This window comes from Acrocarpospora pleiomorpha (genome assembly GCF_009687885.1).
GTDB classification, from domain to species: Bacteria; Actinomycetota; Actinomycetes; order Streptosporangiales; family Streptosporangiaceae; genus Acrocarpospora; species Acrocarpospora pleiomorpha.
The window spans coordinates 1-16,022 of sequence record NZ_BLAF01000019.1; the positions used below are offsets into that span (position 1 = coordinate 1).

14 protein-coding genes are annotated in these 16,022 nt (G+C 68.6%); 10 read left to right on the plus strand and 4 right to left on the minus strand.

Going from position 1 to position 16,022, the window contains the following annotated elements; all coding sequences use genetic code 11:
• Nucleotides 1-61: 61 nt before the first annotated feature.
• The 4 genes from Aple_RS18175 to Aple_RS18190 all read right to left on the minus strand — a co-directional run bounded on the left by Aple_RS18175 (nucleotide 62) and on the right by Aple_RS18190 (nucleotide 5,221).
• Entirely contained in the window at nucleotides 62-847 is a 786-nt protein-coding gene (locus Aple_RS18175; RefSeq protein WP_155345813.1) for an ABC transporter permease, read from the minus strand.
• The gene (locus Aple_RS18180) at nucleotides 844-1,752 is read right to left on the minus strand and encodes an ABC transporter ATP-binding protein (protein ID WP_155345814.1); all 909 of its coding nucleotides are present in this window, start codon (nucleotides 1,750-1,752) and stop codon (nucleotides 844-846) included. The genes Aple_RS18175 and Aple_RS18180 overlap by 4 nt, the downstream gene beginning before the upstream one ends.
• Before the next feature lie 43 nt (nucleotides 1,753-1,795).
• The gene (locus tag Aple_RS18185) at nucleotides 1,796-2,896 is read right to left on the minus strand and encodes an amidohydrolase (RefSeq protein WP_246264572.1); all 1,101 of its coding nucleotides are present in this window, start codon (nucleotides 2,894-2,896) and stop codon (nucleotides 1,796-1,798) included.
• 180 nt (nucleotides 2,897-3,076) lie between these two features.
• On the minus strand, nucleotides 3,077-5,221 hold the full coding sequence (locus Aple_RS18190) for an anthranilate synthase component I (protein WP_155345815.1): 2,145 nt from the start codon (nucleotides 5,219-5,221) through the stop codon (nucleotides 3,077-3,079).
• A gap of 229 nt (nucleotides 5,222-5,450) precedes the next feature.
• Between Aple_RS18190 and Aple_RS18195 the strand changes: the two genes are divergently transcribed.
• The 10 genes from Aple_RS18195 (at nucleotide 5,451) to Aple_RS18235 (ending at nucleotide 16,003) form a co-directional block, all read left to right on the plus strand.
• Nucleotides 5,451-7,025, plus strand: coding sequence for a CocE/NonD family hydrolase (locus Aple_RS18195; protein ID WP_218038389.1), 1,575 nt, complete (start codon nucleotides 5,451-5,453; stop codon nucleotides 7,023-7,025).
• 120 nt (nucleotides 7,026-7,145) lie between these two features.
• A complete protein-coding gene (locus tag Aple_RS18200; RefSeq protein ID WP_155345816.1) occupies nucleotides 7,146-7,343 on the plus strand; it encodes a DUF3311 domain-containing protein in 198 nt (65 codons plus the stop codon).
• Nucleotides 7,340-8,935: a monocarboxylate uptake permease MctP gene (mctP, locus tag Aple_RS18205; protein WP_155345817.1), complete on the plus strand. Its 1,596-nt coding sequence runs from the start codon at nucleotides 7,340-7,342 to the stop codon at nucleotides 8,933-8,935. The genes Aple_RS18200 and mctP overlap by 4 nt, the downstream gene beginning before the upstream one ends.
• A 105-nt stretch (nucleotides 8,936-9,040) precedes the next feature.
• Nucleotides 9,041-10,159, plus strand: a complete 1,119-nt coding sequence (locus Aple_RS18210) for an AI-2E family transporter (protein WP_155345818.1) — start codon at nucleotides 9,041-9,043, stop codon at nucleotides 10,157-10,159.
• A gap of 109 nt (nucleotides 10,160-10,268) precedes the next feature.
• A complete protein-coding gene (locus tag Aple_RS18215) occupies nucleotides 10,269-11,003 on the plus strand; it encodes an ABC transporter ATP-binding protein (protein ID WP_155345819.1) in 735 nt (244 codons plus the stop codon).
• The gene (locus tag Aple_RS18220; RefSeq protein WP_155345820.1) at nucleotides 11,000-11,845 is read left to right on the plus strand and encodes an ABC transporter permease; all 846 of its coding nucleotides are present in this window, start codon (nucleotides 11,000-11,002) and stop codon (nucleotides 11,843-11,845) included. The genes Aple_RS18215 and Aple_RS18220 overlap by 4 nt, the downstream gene beginning before the upstream one ends.
• A gap of 66 nt (nucleotides 11,846-11,911) precedes the next feature.
• Nucleotides 11,912-12,037, plus strand: coding sequence for a hypothetical protein (locus Aple_RS55555; RefSeq protein WP_281361574.1), 126 nt, complete (start codon nucleotides 11,912-11,914; stop codon nucleotides 12,035-12,037).
• A 48-nt stretch (nucleotides 12,038-12,085) separates the two neighbouring features.
• Entirely contained in the window at nucleotides 12,086-13,930 is a 1,845-nt protein-coding gene (locus tag Aple_RS18225) for a serine/threonine-protein kinase (RefSeq protein ID WP_155345821.1), read from the plus strand.
• A 321-nt stretch (nucleotides 13,931-14,251) separates the two neighbouring features.
• Nucleotides 14,252-15,256 (plus strand): Lrp/AsnC family transcriptional regulator, encoded by a 1,005-nt coding sequence (locus Aple_RS18230; protein WP_155345822.1) that lies wholly within the window; start codon nucleotides 14,252-14,254, stop codon nucleotides 15,254-15,256.
• 81 nt (nucleotides 15,257-15,337) lie between these two features.
• The gene (locus Aple_RS18235; protein WP_155345823.1) at nucleotides 15,338-16,003 is read left to right on the plus strand and encodes a TetR/AcrR family transcriptional regulator; all 666 of its coding nucleotides are present in this window, start codon (nucleotides 15,338-15,340) and stop codon (nucleotides 16,001-16,003) included.
• Nucleotides 16,004-16,022 lie beyond the last annotated feature (19 nt).

The following is a 16,022-nucleotide window of genomic DNA, read 5'->3' on the forward strand; positions in this document are numbered from 1 at the left end:
ACCTTCAGCCTAGAAGAAGATCGCGTGCCGGTACGGCACCGCCGTACCGGCACGCGTCCGCTCAGGTGATGTCGCGCTTGGTCGTGGTGAGGTTGGCGACGGTGGCGAACAGCACCGCGTAGCCGACCAGGAGCAGCGCGCCGCCCCAGGCCGGGAGCAGGTCGGGACGGCCGAGGCCGCTGTCGATGTCGATGCTCATGAGCGCCTGCGAGCCGCCGCCGGGCAGCCACTTGCCGACGACCTGCAGGGCCGGGATCGCCGCGAAGATGGACTCGATCACGTACGCCCAGACGATCGCGCCGATCAGGGCCGCGATCTGGTTGCGGATCAGGGCGCCGAGACCGATGCCGAACATCGCGTAGAGGGCGAGGCTGGCGAAGACGCCGATGATGATCTGCGGCACCCGGTTGCCGGTCAGGCTGACCTCGCCGCCCGCGATCAGGACGGCGGTGACGCAGACCGCGCCGACGACCAGCACGGAGATCACCGCGAACAGCATGCCGACGAGCACGCCCGCGGCCAGCTTGGCCCCGATGACCCGGCCGCGCTGCGGCGTGGTGAGGAAGGTGCCGGTGATGGTCTGGTACCGGTACTCGCTGGTCATCATGATGACGCCGAGGATCATCGTGAAGATGGTGCCGCCGGAGGCGGTGGACAGGCCGATCGGCAGCCAGGCCGGGTCGTCCAGGGCGGGCAGCCCGGGGGCGCCGTTCTGCGGGGGGTCCCCGGCGAAGATCATGATGAAGGTCAGGCTGAGGCCGGTCAGCAGGAGCATCACGATGAGCATCGCCCACCAGATGCGGGTGCTGAAGAGCTTCTGCAGCTCGGCGCGGATCAGGTTGCTCATTTGACGCCCTCCGCCGCGACCGGGGTGTCCTCGGTGAGTTCGAGGAAGACCTGCTGCAGGTCCGAGCGCTCCTGGGTGACCTCGGTCAGCAGGACCCGGTTGTCCAGGGCCAGCTGCCCGATGGCCTCGGCGTCCAGGCCGTACACCCGGAGCAGGCCGGGTTCGACCTCGTCCACCCGGGCGCCGGCCGCCTCCAGCGCGGGCCGGAAGTCGGCGCCGGTCCTGACCCGGACGGCGCTGTCGCCGTTCTGGGTCAGATCGGCGAGCGAGCCCTGCCGGACCAGCTTGCCGCGCGCGATGATCACAACGTTGTCCACGGTCTGCTCCACCTCGGACAGCACGTGGCTGGAGACCAGCACGGCGGCCCCTCGCTCGTGGGCCAGGTGGCGCAGGAAGCCGCGCAGCCACTGGATGCCCGCCGGGTCCAGGCCGTTGGCGGGCTCGTCCAGGATGAAGATCTTGGGCTCGCCGAGCAGGGCGGAGCCCAGGGCCAGCCGCTGGCGCATGCCGAGGGAGAAGCCACCGACCCGCTTCCCCGACGCGTCCGCCAGGCCGACCGTCTCAAGCGCCTCGTCGGCCCGGGTGGCGGGTAGCCCCGCCGCGGTGCACATGATGCGCAAATGGTTGCGGGCCGTGCGGCCCGGATGGAAACTCGTGGCCTCGAGGACGGCGCCCACCTCGGTGAGGGGGTGCTCGAGTGAGGCGTATCGCCGCCCGTTCACCAGGGCCTCCCCCGCGTCGGGGGTCACCAGGCTGAGCAGCGAGCGCAAGGTCGTGGTCTTGCCCGCACCGTTGGGTCCGAGGTATCCGGTGACGGTCCCGGCCTCCACGGTGAAGGAGACATCGTCGACGGCTCGGACGAGCCCGAACGATTTCGATAGGTTTCTAATCTCAATAGCACTCATCGGGAAGAATTATCTGCCCAAGATCCACCTCTTGTCCTCCTACTTAAAGACGATATATACGGCGGGCGTTTGCGGACCCCAGCATGTGGGCAACGCGAACCGCGTCGGCCACCGACCAATCGCCTGATTCGAGCCGGTCGGCGATCACCCGGCCCAGGCCATGCCGGTGATTTAGGGCACCCAGAAAGCAGGTTTCGGCCACGCCCGCTCCCCCGGAGCCGAACAGCAGTTTGTGGAAGGGCACCAGCTCCAGCAACTCGCCCAGCACCGCCGTCGTGGCCTCGCCCACGTACACGTGCGGGAAGACGGCGGCCAGATGCGCCGCCTGCCGGTGGAACGGGTAGCAGTCCAGCAGGATCACCGGCACGCTGAGCGGCAGCAGCGCCCGGATGAACCCGGTCATCAGCGCCGGATCCCCGCGATGTGGCCGGGCCCCGCCGTTCCCGCACGGAAACTGGATCGGCAGGGCGCGTTCCCGCGCCACGTCCACGGCGATCCAGAGCAGGTGGCGCAGCAGCACCGGATCGGTGAGCGGCTGCTTGGGGTCGGCCAGCCGCCGCCCCGCCGCCGCCAGCACCAGCCCCCGGGACGGCCGTCCCGGCTCGAAATCCAGCCCGCACCGGTACGCGACGACCGAGGAGAACCCGACGCACCGGGAAGCCCGCACCCCCACCTCGTGCGCCAGCCGATCCAGATAGTCCAGCGACGGCAGCCCGTCCGCCGCGATCTCCTCCTCGATCCGCTCCAGCCGGACGATCTCGTCGGCGGCGGCCCCGCCCAGCCGTCCGGTCTCGGCGACCGACAGCACGTCGCTCTCGTCCCCACCGTCCATCAGGAAGGCCACCACCCCGGCCGCCCGCAGCAGCAGCCGGTTCACCTCCGCCGCGCCGAGCTCCAGGCGTCTGGCCAGGTAGACGGCGGGCGGCACGTGGGGCTCCAGGCCGAGCACGGGCGCGCACCAGCGGCGCACGGCCATCCCGAGCGGGCTGTCGAAGTGGGTGGTCCCCGGCGGCGCTGGTGACCCGCTCGCCGCGATCAGCGTCTCGAACGTGGACCTGACCAGGTCGTCACGGCGTACCCCGCGACAGTGCTGATCCACGAGCGGGGCGAGCAGGGCTTCGGCGACCTGGTCGGGAAGGTTCACGGGCCTGCCAATCCAGAAGGGCGGCCCGGCCGGACCGCCCTTTCTGTCGATGACGTGCGGGGACACCAGGGACTCTAAGAGTCCGTCACCCTCCGTGTCCGCCGATCACGCTCAGTTTTATTAATCAGAAACCCGTCCCATGGCCACCGAACAGGCGACTCACCGCCGCGGCTGCCCAGATCACGACTTTTCCTCATTAAACCCGCACAGGCGCAGCACATTGGCGATGATCCGGGCGCCCGCGCCGCCCTCGGTGGTCAGGATCGACTCGGGGTGGAACTGCACCGCGAACCGCCGGTTGGGCACGTCCTCGATGGCCATGACCGCGCCGTCGGCGGTGGCCGCCGTGACGGTGAACCCGTGCACGCCCGGGTGCTTGGCGTGCAGCGAGTGGTAGCGGGCCGCGGTGAACGCCTCCGGCAGGCCTTCCAGCAGCGCGCTGTCCCCCTCCCGCTTGACCTGGCCGCGCTTGCCGTGCTCCGGGTACGGCAACAGCTCCAGCGTCCCCCCGGCCTGCTCGACCATGGCCTGCAGGCCCAGGCAGACGCCGAAGACCGGCAGCTCCCTGGCGTACAGGGCCTTGATCAGGGAGTCGGTGCCGAAGTCGGACGGCCAGCCGGGGCCGGGCGACAGGACGACGAGGGTGGGCGCGATCTGGTCGACCATCTCGATGGGGAAGCCGTGCCGGAGGGTGACCACGGTGGCGCCCTGCTGGCGGAAATAGTCGGCCAGGGTGTTGACGAAGGAGTCCTCGTGGTCGATCAGGAGCACGTTGTGGCCGGCGCCCGGCTGCTCGCGCTCGGGTCCCGGCGCGCCCGCCTGGTCCGGCTGGCCGACGGTGGCGAGCGCGCCGAGCAGGGCGCTGGCCTTGAGCTCGGTCTCGCGTTCCTCGGCGTCGGGGTCGGAGTCGTAGAGCAGCGTGGCGCCGGCCCTGACCATGGCGACGCCGTCCCTGATCTGGGCGGTGCGCAAAGTGAGGCCGGTGTTCATCGAGCCGTCGAAGCCGATGAAGCCGACGGCGCCGCCGTACCAGCGGCGGGTGGTGGCCTCGTGGTCCTCGATGAACTGCATCGCCCAGGTCTTGGGCGCGCCGGTGACGGTGACGGCCCACATGTGGGTGAGGAAGGCGTCCAGGGCGTCGAATTCGGGGCGCAGGCGGCCTTCGATGTGATCGACGGTGTGGATCAGCCGGGAGTACATCTCAATCTGGCGGCGGCCGATGACCTTGACCGAGCCGGGCACGCAGATCCGGGACTTGTCGTTGCGGTCCACGTCGGTGCACATGGTCAGCTCGGACTCCTCCTTCACGCTGGACAGGAGCGTGCGGATGGCCTCGGCGTCCTCGACCGGGTTGGCGCCGCGGGCGATGGTGCCGGAGATCGGGCAGGTCTCGACGCGGTCCCCGGCGACCCGGACGTACATCTCGGGGGACGCGCCGACCAGGTGCTCGCCGCCGCCGAGGCTGATCAGGAACTCGTACGGCGCGGGGTTGCTGACCCGAAGGGAACGATAGAAGGCGGCGGGGTCGTCGCAGGGCGCGTGGAAGACCTGGCCGGGCACGACCTCGAACAGGTCGCCGCGCTTGAACTTCTCCTTGGCCTTGGCCACCACATCCGCATAGCCACCTTTTTCCGGATTTTTCGGGATATGGGTGGCTTTGCGGAGGGGGTAGGCGTCGCCGGTGCGCGGCAGGCCCTTGGTGGACGTGCCGCCGAAGGTGAAGTCGTAGGAGTATTCGACGCAGGTCTCGCGGACGCGGTCGATGACGACGAGCCGGTCCGGCAGGTGGAGCACCAGGTCGCGCTGGTCCTCGGGGCGGGTCAACGCGTACCGGATAGGCTCGAACTGGAAGGCCAGGTCGTAGCCGAACGCGCCGTACAGCCCGAGGTGCGGGTCCTCGCCCTTGAAGGCGGCGATGACCTCGCGGATCGCGGTGAAGACGGTCGGGCGGCGGCTGCGCATCTCCTCGGGCAGGAACTCGGCCGACTCGGCGACGGTCACCTCGACCCAGTCCACGGCGGGTTCCCCCACGATCTCGCCGGCCGCGAGCAGGCAGGCCGCCACGGCGGGCAGGACCACCCGGCCGCGCGCGTTGAGCGCCCGCGCGGAGATGTTCCGCCCGCGCGCCACGATCTCCAGGCAGGGATCCACGTAGCCGAACGCCCACCGGCTGTATCGGCCCGGATAGTCCATGCCCGAGGAGAAGGCCCCGCCGCGCCGCTCCCCGAGCGCGGTCACGATCTCCTCAAGCGCCGCTTCGGACACCTCGCGCACGCCGCGCTCGACCTCGACGCCCCCGCCGGTCCTATATCGGGTGATCTCCACCGTTCGCCCCTTGATCTCTTATCGAGCCCCGGAGGCGAACACAAAAAGGCCGCCCAACCGGGGCGGCCAGTGCTTGCTCGCGAATGCGAAACCCTGGGTTCGACTGCCGCCTGTTAGCGGCGCCACCACTGCTGAGGAGTTCGCATGCGGACACAATAGCCGGACCGCCGTCGATCAGCAATTCAGCAGGTGACATCCGGATGTCCGATATGTTACCAATTAGTACGTGATGTCACGCATTACTGTTCGGCGGGACCTGCCCGTGCCGATGCACGACGGTGTCACCCTCCTCGCCGACCTCTACTCCCCCGTCGGCGTCTCCCGCCCGCCGACCATCCTGATCCGCTCGCCGTACGGCCGGGGCGGCATGATCGGCTGGATGTACGGCAAGGGCTTCGCCCGCCAGGGATTCCAGGTCGTGGTGCAGAGTTGCCGGGGCGGCTTCGGCTCCGGCGGGCTGCTCGACCCCCTCGGCGACGAGCACGAGGACGGCCTGGCCACCGTCGCCTGGATGCGCGCCCAGCCCTGGTATGGCGGGAGTTTCGCCATGCACGGCCCTTCCTACCTGGGCTTCACCCAGTGGGCGATCGCGGCGGAGACGCCCGATCTGCGCGCGATGGCGACCCAGGTGACCGCGTCCTCCTTCCGGGAGGCGGCGTACGTGGGCGGCGCCTTCGCGCTGGAGTCGTCGCTGATCTGGACCACGCTGACGGCCGGGATGGAGAGCCGGATCGGCGGCGCGTCGGCGCTGCTGGCGCCCCGGCGGACCCGGCGCGCGGTGCTGTCCGGACGGCCGCTGGGCGAGCTGGACCGGCTGTCGGCCGGGCGGCCGCTGCCGTTCTTCCAGGATCTGCTGGCCCATCACGGGGAGGTGGCCTCGCCGTACTGGCGGAAGCGGGATTTCTCGGCGTCCGTCGAGCGGGTGGCGGCCGAGGTGACGATGACCGGGGGCTGGTATGACGTGTTCCTGCCGTGGCAGCTCAAGGACTACGCGGCGATGCGGGCCGCGGGGCGGCAGCCGTACCTGACGATCGGGCCGTGGTATCACGCCGACGTGCGGCACGGGCGCACGGCCAACGCGGACGCGCTGGCCTGGTTCCGGGCGCATCTGCTCGGGGATCCGTCGGGGTTGCGGGCCGAGCCGGTACGGATCTTCGTGACCGGGGCGAACGAGTGGCGCGACTATCCGGACTGGCCGGTGCCGGGAACGCGGACGCGGCGGTGGCATCTGCAGCCGGGGTTCAACCTGGGTCCGGAGGGTCCGGGAACATCCTCCCCGGACAGATACCGATATGACCCGAAATATCCGACGCCGGTGCTGGGTGGGCCGGTGCTGATCGGCAACTCCGAGCCGCGGGACAACCGGCGGCTGGAGGCGCGGCGGGACGTGCTCGTCTACACCTCGCCGGTGCTGACCGCCGACACCGACGTGATCGGGCCGGTGTCGGCCGAGCTGTTCGTGCGGACCAGCCGGGAGCACACCGACCTGGTGGTCCGGGTGTGCGACGTGCGTCCGGACGGGGTTTCGCGGAACGTGTGCGAGGGTGTGCGCCGCCTGACCCCGGCCGATGTCGCGGACGCGGACGGGGTGCGGCGGGTGCTGGTCGAGCTGTGGCCGATCGGGCACCGGTTCCGGCGCGGGCACCAGATCCGGGTGCAGGTGGCCAGCGGAGCGTATCCCCGCATTCCCCGCAATCCCGGCACTGGGCAACCGCTCGGCTCTGGCGGGCCGATGGTGGCCAGTGACCAGGAGGTCTTTCACGATCCGACGCGCCCGTCGGCGGTGCTGCTGCCGCATCAGTGACCCGGCGCGACCGTTCGCCGCGCTAACGGCACCGCTCATCGATCTGTGCGGCCACCTGTGACGCGGGTCACTTTACGCTGCGATTCGACAACTTGTCCGGCCTCCCGGAAGGAAGACGCGATGGACGCTCCCCGCTCCGATCGCAACCCCTGGTACTGGTTGCTGGTCGTCCCCGTCGTGGTGCCGCTGATCCCCGCGCTGTTCAACTCGATCGAGCCGCGCCTGTTCGGGATCCCGCTGTTCTACTGGCTGCAGCTGGTGTTCATCCTGCTCAGCGTGTCCATCACGATCCTGGTGTATCGGCGGACCCGGGCATGAGCGGGCACATCACCGAGATCGTCATCTTCACCACGCTGTTCGTGCTGGTGAGCGGCATGGGGTTCGTCGCGTCGCGGTGGCGGCGGGCCGACAACCTGGCCAGCCTGCATGAGTGGGGGCTCGGCGGGCGGAGCTTCGGGGCGTGGATCACCTGGTTCCTGGTGGGGGGTGATCTGTACACCGCGTATACGTTCGTGGCGGTTCCGGCGCTGCTCTTCGGGGCGGGGGCGATGGGGTTCTTCGCGGTGCCGTACACGGTGATCGTGTATCCGATGGTGCTGCTGATCCTGATCCGGCTGTGGTCGGTGTCGCACGTGCACGGGTTCGTCACGCCGGCCGACTTCGTCCGGGCGCGGTTCGGGTCGCCGTCGCTGGCGCTGCTGGTGGCGATCACGGGGATCGTGGCCACGATGCCGTACATCGCGTTGCAGCTGGTCGGGATCGAGGCCGTGCTGAAGACGATGGGGGTGTCCGGGGATCTGCCGCTGATCATCGCGTTCGCGATCCTGGCGGCCTACACCTACCAGTCGGGGCTGCGGGCGCCCGCGCTGATCGCGTTCGTGAAGGACATCCTCATCTACGTGGTGATCCTGGTGGCGATCATCTACATCCCGGCCCGGCTGGGCGGGTGGGGGTCGATCTTCGACGCGGCGCAGGCCAAGTTCGACGCGACGCCCGCGCCCGGCGACGGCATCCTGCTCAACGCCAACAACCAGCTGCAGTACGTGACGCTGGCGCTGGGCTCGGCGCTGGCGCTGTTCCTGTATCCGCACAGCGTGACCGGGGTGCTGGCGTCCAGGAACCGGGACGTGATCAAGCGGAACATGGCGGCGCTGCCCGCCTACAGCCTGCTGCTGGGGTTGATCGCGCTGCTCGGATACATGGCCATCGCGGCCGGGGTCACCCCGATCGGGCGGGATGTGAACACGGTCGTGCCGCAGCTGTTCGACCGGATGTTCCCCGACTGGTTCGCGGGCGTGGCGTTCGCGGCGGTGGGGATCGGGGCGCTGGTGCCGGCGGCGATCATGTCGATCGCGGCGGCCAACCTGTTCACCCGCAACATCTACCGGGAGTACCTCCGCCCCGACGCCACCGACGCCCAGGAGGCCTCGGTCAGCAAGGTCACCTCGCTGGTGGTGAAGGTCGGCGCGGTGCTGTTCATCCTGCTCATCGATCCGCAGTTCTCCATCGACCTGCAGCTCATCGGCGGAGTGATCATCCTGCAGACGCTGCCGTCGATCACGCTCGGGCTGTTCAGCCGGTGGTTCCACCGGGCGGGCCTGATCGCCGGATGGGTCGCGGGCATGTCGGCCGGCATGCTGCTGCTCTACAACATCGCCAACCCCGCCATCGACCACGCCCACTTCGGCGGCTCGGCGTTCCCGCTGGAGAAGCTCGGCCTCGACACCAAGATGACGATCTACGCGGGCTTCCTGGCACTGATCGTGAACCTGGCCGTCGCCGCCCTCGGCACCTGGATCGCCCGCACCGCGAAGGTCCCCGACGGCCCCGACGCGACCCGCCCGGAGGACTACTACGCCGACGCGAACGACCCCCGAATCCGGGACCTGGAAGTCACCGGCTCCACGTGACACCCCAGGGCGCCGGGCTTGCCTCGCGTGATTCCCCCATCGCGCCGACCTGCGATCATCTGCGATCATCTGCGGGCAGATCCTGAGACGAGTGAGGGAGCGTTGATGAAGCCGGCGAACGCCGAGAACGGAGGAGGCGCCCTTTACCGGGCAAGCCTCACCGCCAAACACATCCTCATCCTGATCGCCCTGGTGGCGGTCGTGCTCTGGGTGCTCTACCAGGTCAGAACCGTGGCCATCACGGTGGTCTTCGCCATCTTCTTCACCGCTCTCATGTATCCCCCGGCCCGCTGGCTCCGCTCCCGCGGCCTCAACCGCACCCTCTCCACCGTGCTCGTCATCGTCGGCGGCATGGCGCTGTTCGCCGGCTTCATCGCCGTCCTGGTCCCCCCGACCATCAGCGGCTTCGGCCAGCTCGGCGCGAGCGTCGACACGGCGGTCGCCGACCTGCAGACCTTCGCCGCCTCCCTCGGCCTCGACCAGGCCCGCCTGGACGAACTGATCGCCCAGGCCCGCACCTTCATCGAGGAACGCGGCCAGACGATCGCCACCGGCGCCCTCACCGGCGTGACGATCGCGGGCGAGATCGTGATCGGCGCCGTCCTCGCCATCATCCTGGCCATCTACCTCGTGCACAGCGGCGACGTCCTGCTGCGCTGGGTGGCCGACCTCGCCCCCCGCCCCAGCCGCCCGCACATTGTCAACACCAGCCGCGTCATCTTCGACGTGGTCGGCCGCTACATCCGCGGCGTCGCCGCGGTCGGCTTCGTCGACGGCTTCTTCATCGGCCTGGCCCTGTGGATCCTGGGCGTCCCCATCGCCCTCCCCCTCGCCGTACTCACCTTCCTCGGCGCCTTCCTCCCCGTCGTCGGCGCCTTCCTCGCCGGCCTCCTCGCCGCCGTCGTCGCCTTCGTCGCCCAGGGCTGGCTGGTCGCCCTAATCGTCATCGCCGTCGTAATCCTCATCCAGCAACTCGAAGGCCACGTCCTGGCCCCCATGATCTACGGCAAGGCCCTAGACCTCCCCGGCGCCATCATCCTGGTCGCCCTCGCCGTCGGCAGCGTCCTAGCAGGCATCGTCGGCGCCTTCCTAGCCGCCCCCATAACCTCCGTAATCGTCGCCCTAATCCACAACGCCCAGGGCCACTCCCCCGACTCCGACCCCCCAGTGACCCCACCGCAACACGTACCACCTCCAAAACCGGCCCCCGAACCCGCCGCCTAGACACACCAGCAAGAATTCCCAACTCGTCCACGAAGCTGATCCAGGCCCTCGTCGTCGGTCGGCTGGAAAACGCGTTGCGAGTGGCAGGGTGAGCGCTCACGCTGGGTGGGTGCTGATTCTTGAGGCGGAAGATCTCGCCAAACGGTTCGGGAACGTTCAGGCCGTCGACGGGATCAGCCTCAGGGTTGGGCAGGGGGAGATCGCGGGGCTGCTTGGGCCCAATGGGGCGGGGAAGTCGACGACCCTGCATATGTTGCTTGGGCTGATCACTCCGGATTCGGGGACTGTTCGTATGTTCGGGCTCGATCTGGCGCGGCATCGGACCGAGGTGTTGAGCCAGGTCAATTTCTCGGCGAGCTATTTGGGGCTGCCTGGCGTGCTGCATGTGCGGGAGGTGCTGGATGCCTTCGCGCGGCTGTACGGTCTGCGGAACCCCCGGCGGCGCGTCGACGAGATGATCGACCTGCTGGAGATCGGGTCGTTGGCCCGGCGCAAGGTGGTCGAGCTGTCGTCCGGGCAGCACACCCGCGTGCAGCTGGCCAAAGCCCTCATCAACGAACCCCGGCTGCTGATCCTGGACGAGCCTACGGCGGCGCTGGATCCGGACGCGGGCGACCGGATCAGGGGCCTGCTGGTGCGGGTCGCCCGGGAGACCGGAACCGCGTTGCTGATCACCTCGCACAACATGCGCGAGGTCGAGCGCATGTGTGACCGGATCCATTTCGTGTCCGCTGGCCGGATCATCGCCCAGGGCACCGCGGCGGAACTGGCGGACGATTTCGGGGTGGACGACCTGGAAGAGGTATTCCTCAAGGTCGCCAGGGAAGGCGCGGTCCCCGCATGACGATAAGTCGCGATATTTCCGTGGATGGTGTGGCGTACCCGCCGTTGAGCATGGCCGCGCGGCGCAGGCGGGTCGGCGGCGTGGTGGTGCGGGACCTGGCGGCACTCCGGCGCAGCCCGATCCGGGTGTTCGAGATCGTCTTCTGGCCGGTGATCGAGCTGGTCGTGTGGGGTTACCTGACGCTCTTCCTGCAGGCCCAGAAGGTGCCGTTCGTCGTCTCCATGCTGCTGGGCGCGATCCTGCTCTGGCAGGTGCTGCACCGGGCCTCCAACGAGGTCGCGATCGGCTTCCTGGAGGAGATCTGGAGCAGGAACCTGCTGAACGTGCACGTCACCCCGGTCACCCCGGCCGAGTACATGACCGGCCTGGTGCTCTTCTCGCTCACCAAGATCGCGGCCGGGATCACCTTCATGGCGCTTCTCGCCTACATCCTGTACGGGTTCGGCCTGTTCACCATCGGCATCGGCCTGGTGCCGTTCATGGCCGTCCTGATGGTGATGGGCTGGTCGCTGGCCTTCGTGGCGATCTCCTGCGTGCTCCGCTTCGGCGAGGGCGCCCAGGTCATCGCCTGGAGCCTGGTGTTCGTCTTCCAGCCCCTGGCGGGCGTCTTCTACCCGGTGTCGGTCCTGCCCGAGCCCCTCCAGGCGATCGCCGCGGTCATCCCCGCAACCCACGTCTTCGAGGGCATGCGCACCGTCCTCGACGGCGGCGCCATCCCCTGGGGCTCGCTCGCCGCCGCCGGGCTCCTCGACGTGGTGTACGTGGCGCTCGCCCTCTGGCTGTACGGCCTGACCCTCCGCCACGCCCGCACAAAGGGCCGGTTGTCCCGCTTCGGGGAGTAGCCACCCGTATACACAGCCGTTATAACGCGCAAACCACGTGGCCTGACGGAGCGTCCACATTCCGGAATGGACGATCCCAACACGACCCAGGACCCGGGCGACGCGGAGCTGCGCGTGCGCCTGGTTCTCATCCACGCCCTGCACACGGAGGCCGAGAAACTGCTGGGCGTGAAAGCTGAGCAAAGTGAATAAACGGGTCTCCTTCGGGTGCGGTAAGGTGCCGCTGGCAAGGAGGAGGCCATGAGTGAGGCGGGCGCCCCGCTGGTGCAGGGCTACGAGGTGCTCGACATCCTCGGGCAGGGCGGGTTCGGCATCGTCTACCGGGCCAGGCAGCTGGCCGTCGGGCGCGAGGTCGCGCTGAAGATCGACAACCGGGTGCTGGTGTCGGATCGGGACCGGCGGCGGTTCATGCGCGAGGTCACCTCGGCGGGCGCGCTGTCCGGGCATCCTCACGTGGCCGATGTGTACGACGCGGGCGTGATGCCGGACGGGCGTCCGTACATGGTGCTGGAGCTGTGTCCCGGCGGATCGCTGGCCGACCGGCTGCGGAAACACGGCCCGCTCAGCGTGCGCGAGGTGCGCGACATCGGCATCAAGATCGCGGACGCGCTGGCCGCCGCGCACGCCGCCGGGGTGCTGCACCGGGACGTGAAACCGGCCAACATCCTGCTCAATTCGTACGGCCTGGTGGCGTTGTCGGATTTCGGCCTGGCCACGATGCCGTCGGCGGGTGAGGGCGCCGAGATGTCGGTGACCCGGGAGTCACTGACGCCCGCGTACGCGCCGCCGGAGGCCTTCGACCTGAGCGAGCCGACCGCGACCGGAGATGTGTACGCGCTGGCCGCCACCCTCTACGCGCTGCTGAGCGGACGCCCGCCCAGGTTCCCGCAGAACGGCGTGGTCAACATCGCCGTGATCATGGCGTTGCACCGGCAGCCGATCCCGGACATCGCGGGCGTTCCAGTGGCCTTGGTGGACGTGCTCCGCGAGGCCATGGCCAGCAATCCGGCCCACCGGACCCCGACGGCCGCGCGTTTCCGCGACGCCCTCACCCTGCTCACCGTGGACGGCACCAGCGCGGGCCCTGCCCCAGCGGCCCTGGCGAATCCGGCCGACCGGCACCGCGAGTACGCCGCACCACCCGGATCACCTGGTTCCGGGTCGCCCGGGTCTGGGTCGCCCGGATTACCCGGATCACCCGGCTCGCCCGAATTTCCGCCGCCCCCGCCAGGGTCGCGCGCATTCCCGCCGTCGGGGCCACACGAACACGCAGGGCGCCCCGGGCCGAGCGGCTACGCGGGGCCGCCTCCCGGACCGCCTGGCTACGCTCCGCCTCCTGGCCCGCCCATGTACGCTCCACCGCCGGGGCAAGCCGGATATGCCGCCCCTCCGACTCCTTATGCGATGACATCGCCCGGCGGAAAACATCCCGTGGCGGACGTGCATCGGGCCCCGACCACGCCGAAGATCGCGCCCCCGCCGACGCCGCCCGCGCGGAACTCCACGATCATCTTCGCGGTAGTGGCCGCGATCTTCGCGCTTGCGCTGGCTGGCGGCATCGCGTACCTGGTCATGGAGAAGGATCCCCCAACTTCCGGCGAGGTCGGATCCAACGGCGATAACCCCGGCATCGGCCAGTCCATCGGCACGGGCCAGGAGAAACCCGCCATCGAGGTGGCGACCTACACCGAAGGCTGCGCGGCCACGGTCGTCAAGGGTGGAGCCTGCGTCAAGGAAGCCGAATGCTGGAGCGGCATCGTCTCGATCGCGGGCGCGGTGACCGCGCCCCGGGTGGGCTGCGAGGCGCAGCACGCCTGGGAGACCTTCGCCATCGCGCCCCTACCTCTGGACGCGCTCACCAGCAACCTCAACGAACTCGAACAGAACCCCACGGTCGCCAAGCTGTGCTCGATGAGCGTGCTGATGGCCTCCCGGTCCGCGACGGCCGCACGGTACACGGCGGACAAGTGGCAGCTATCGGTGCTACCGCCGTCGACCGAACAGTTCGCCCGGGGCGTCCGCAGCTACCGCTGCGTCGGCGGAGTCCTGGGCAGAAACGTCCCGGGCACGTACTTCAACAAGTAGCGCCCAGCCAGGTGCTCGACGAAGGCCTGACCGGCCGACTCGCAGCAGCCTCTGCTGCCCTAGCAGGTCGAGTGCCGCAGCACGCCGTGCCGTGAACGCCCGGCGCATGTCCGCACGCTCCCTCAAGTCGGCGATCGTCGCGACGGACACGTGGAGCGTGCCTTCATAGACGAGTTCTGTCGTTGATCCGCATTGACGTCCTGTTCTCCATCCGTTCTCGGGATGCCTCCCAGAAAGCTACGGTGGTTGTTCGATCCGGCTTCAAATCTGCATGAAGTCTCCATCCAGTACGTTGGTTCTGCTTGAAAGGGTCCATCGCACGTGGCATCCGCATCCTTCGACGAACTCGACATCGCCATCGTGGATGCCGTGCGCTCCGCTCCACGCGCGAACTGGCGCGAACTCGCGTCTCCGCTCGGCGTCGATCCCGCGACCGTAGGCCGACGCTGGTCCAGGATGGAATCCGGGGGCGCTGCCTGGGTGACCGCTCATCTGTCGGGAAGCGCGACCCCCGCGTGCGCGATGGTGGAAGTCGACTGCGCGCCAGGGCGATCGATCGATGTCGCGCACGTCCTCGCCGATGACACGCAGGCGGCCACCGTCAAACTGGCCAGCGGCGGCCGGGACATTCTCATGCTGGCGCAGGCGCCCACCCTCGATCTGCTGGCTGACTACCTTCTGAACGTGGTCGGTCATGTGCCGGGGATCGCGAGCGTTCGCAGCCACGTGATCACTCGGTCGGCCCTCGAAGCCAGCCGCTGGAGGGAAGGTGCGCTGAGCCTGGAGCAGCGACGTCGCCTGCGGTCCAACGACCAGCGCCGGGCGGGTGCGGGCGACATCCTCCACGAAACCGATATCGGCATCGTCAATGCGTTGCAGACCGACGGCCGGATGTCGTTCGAGCGGCTTGCCGAGCATGTCGGTATCAGCCCGGTGTCCGTGCGTCGCCGGCTGTCACGTATGCAAGAAGCGGGGCTTGTCACCTTCCGCTGCGACATCTCGCCCCAGCTTTCAGGTCGGTCGGTGTCCGCGGTGTATTTCGGCTCGATGGACATCCACGACTTGAGAAACGCGGAAGAGCGGATCCGCGCGTTGCCGGGAGTCCGCGCGTTCAGCTTCGTCTCGGGGCCGTTCAACGTGATCGTCGACGCGTCATTGCGATCGATCGCCGAAGTGCACGACCTTGAGTTGACGATGAGCCAAGCACTGCCGGCGCTCCACATCCAGGACCGGTCCGTCGTATTGAGGATGATCAAACTACTCGGTCGCGTCCTCGACGCGGAGGGGCGATCGGCCCGTTGCGTACCTCTCGTCACCAGGACGTGAGGCTTGGCTCGACGCGAAAACGATCTCGAGCGGGCTACAGCTCGGATAACGTAGAGAAGTATCTGGAAGGGAGGATCCGCCATGAACGACTTCGCGAAGCCGCCCCCGGCACCGCGAAAACGGCGGCTCCGGCGGGATGCGATCCGAAACGAGAAACAGCTGGTCGCCGCTGTCGGGACTCTCCTTAGAGAGGCTCCTGCGATGGCGACCATGCAGGCAGTCGCCGAACAGGCGGGCCTCTCACTCGCAACGGCATACCGTTACTTTCCGACACTAGATGCTTTGAACCGTCGATTCATGCTCAGTGTCATCGAGGAACTGCAGCAGGCGACGGCAGACCTGCACTCCACTGGCACAGAGCGGTTCAAGGACATTCTCCGCCTATGGCTGGACGTCTTGCGTGAGTACGGTCCGGCAATGGTTCACGTGAGTTCGCGTGAAGGGTTCCTGACACGTCTCGAGGCGGGCGAGAAACATACGAACGCGATCAAAGCCGTGTGGGGAAGTGCTATCAGTCAAATGCTCGATGAAGAGGGCATAAGTCAGAGGCGACTCGCCTTCGCCCTCGGGATCTTCAACAGTCTGGTGAACTCGCGTGAGATCCTCGACCTTCGCGCGACGACGAGCATGACCGACGAGCAACTCGTGTCACATCTGACCGCCGTGTACAGGGGCGCGATTGGCGGGCTCGGGCTCGACCTGTACGGCACACAGCACGAACCCAGCTCAACCGCTCGACTTGTGTGATCCCGGAGCAATCGACGAC

Coding starts and splice junctions, on each gene's coding strand:
- mctP (WP_155345817.1), top strand. CDS start 7,340: ATGAGCGGGCACATCACCGAGATCGTCATCTTCACCACGCTGTTCGTG.
- Aple_RS18195 (WP_218038389.1), top strand. CDS start 5,451: ATGTCACGCATTACTGTTCGGCGGGACCTGCCCGTGCCGATGCACGAC.
- Aple_RS18200 (WP_155345816.1), top strand. CDS start 7,146: ATGGACGCTCCCCGCTCCGATCGCAACCCCTGGTACTGGTTGCTGGTC.
- Aple_RS18220 (WP_155345820.1), top strand. CDS start 11,000: ATGACGATAAGTCGCGATATTTCCGTGGATGGTGTGGCGTACCCGCCG.
- Aple_RS18180 (WP_155345814.1), bottom strand. CDS start 1,752: ATGAGTGCTATTGAGATTAGAAACCTATCGAAATCGTTCGGGCTCGTC.
- Aple_RS18175 (WP_155345813.1), bottom strand. CDS start 847: ATGAGCAACCTGATCCGCGCCGAGCTGCAGAAGCTCTTCAGCACCCGC.
- Aple_RS55555 (WP_281361574.1), top strand. CDS start 11,912: ATGGACGATCCCAACACGACCCAGGACCCGGGCGACGCGGAGCTGCGC.
- Aple_RS18235 (WP_155345823.1), top strand. CDS start 15,338: ATGAACGACTTCGCGAAGCCGCCCCCGGCACCGCGAAAACGGCGGCTC.
- Aple_RS18210 (WP_155345818.1), top strand. CDS start 9,041: ATGAAGCCGGCGAACGCCGAGAACGGAGGAGGCGCCCTTTACCGGGCA.
- Aple_RS18225 (WP_155345821.1), top strand. CDS start 12,086: ATGAGTGAGGCGGGCGCCCCGCTGGTGCAGGGCTACGAGGTGCTCGAC.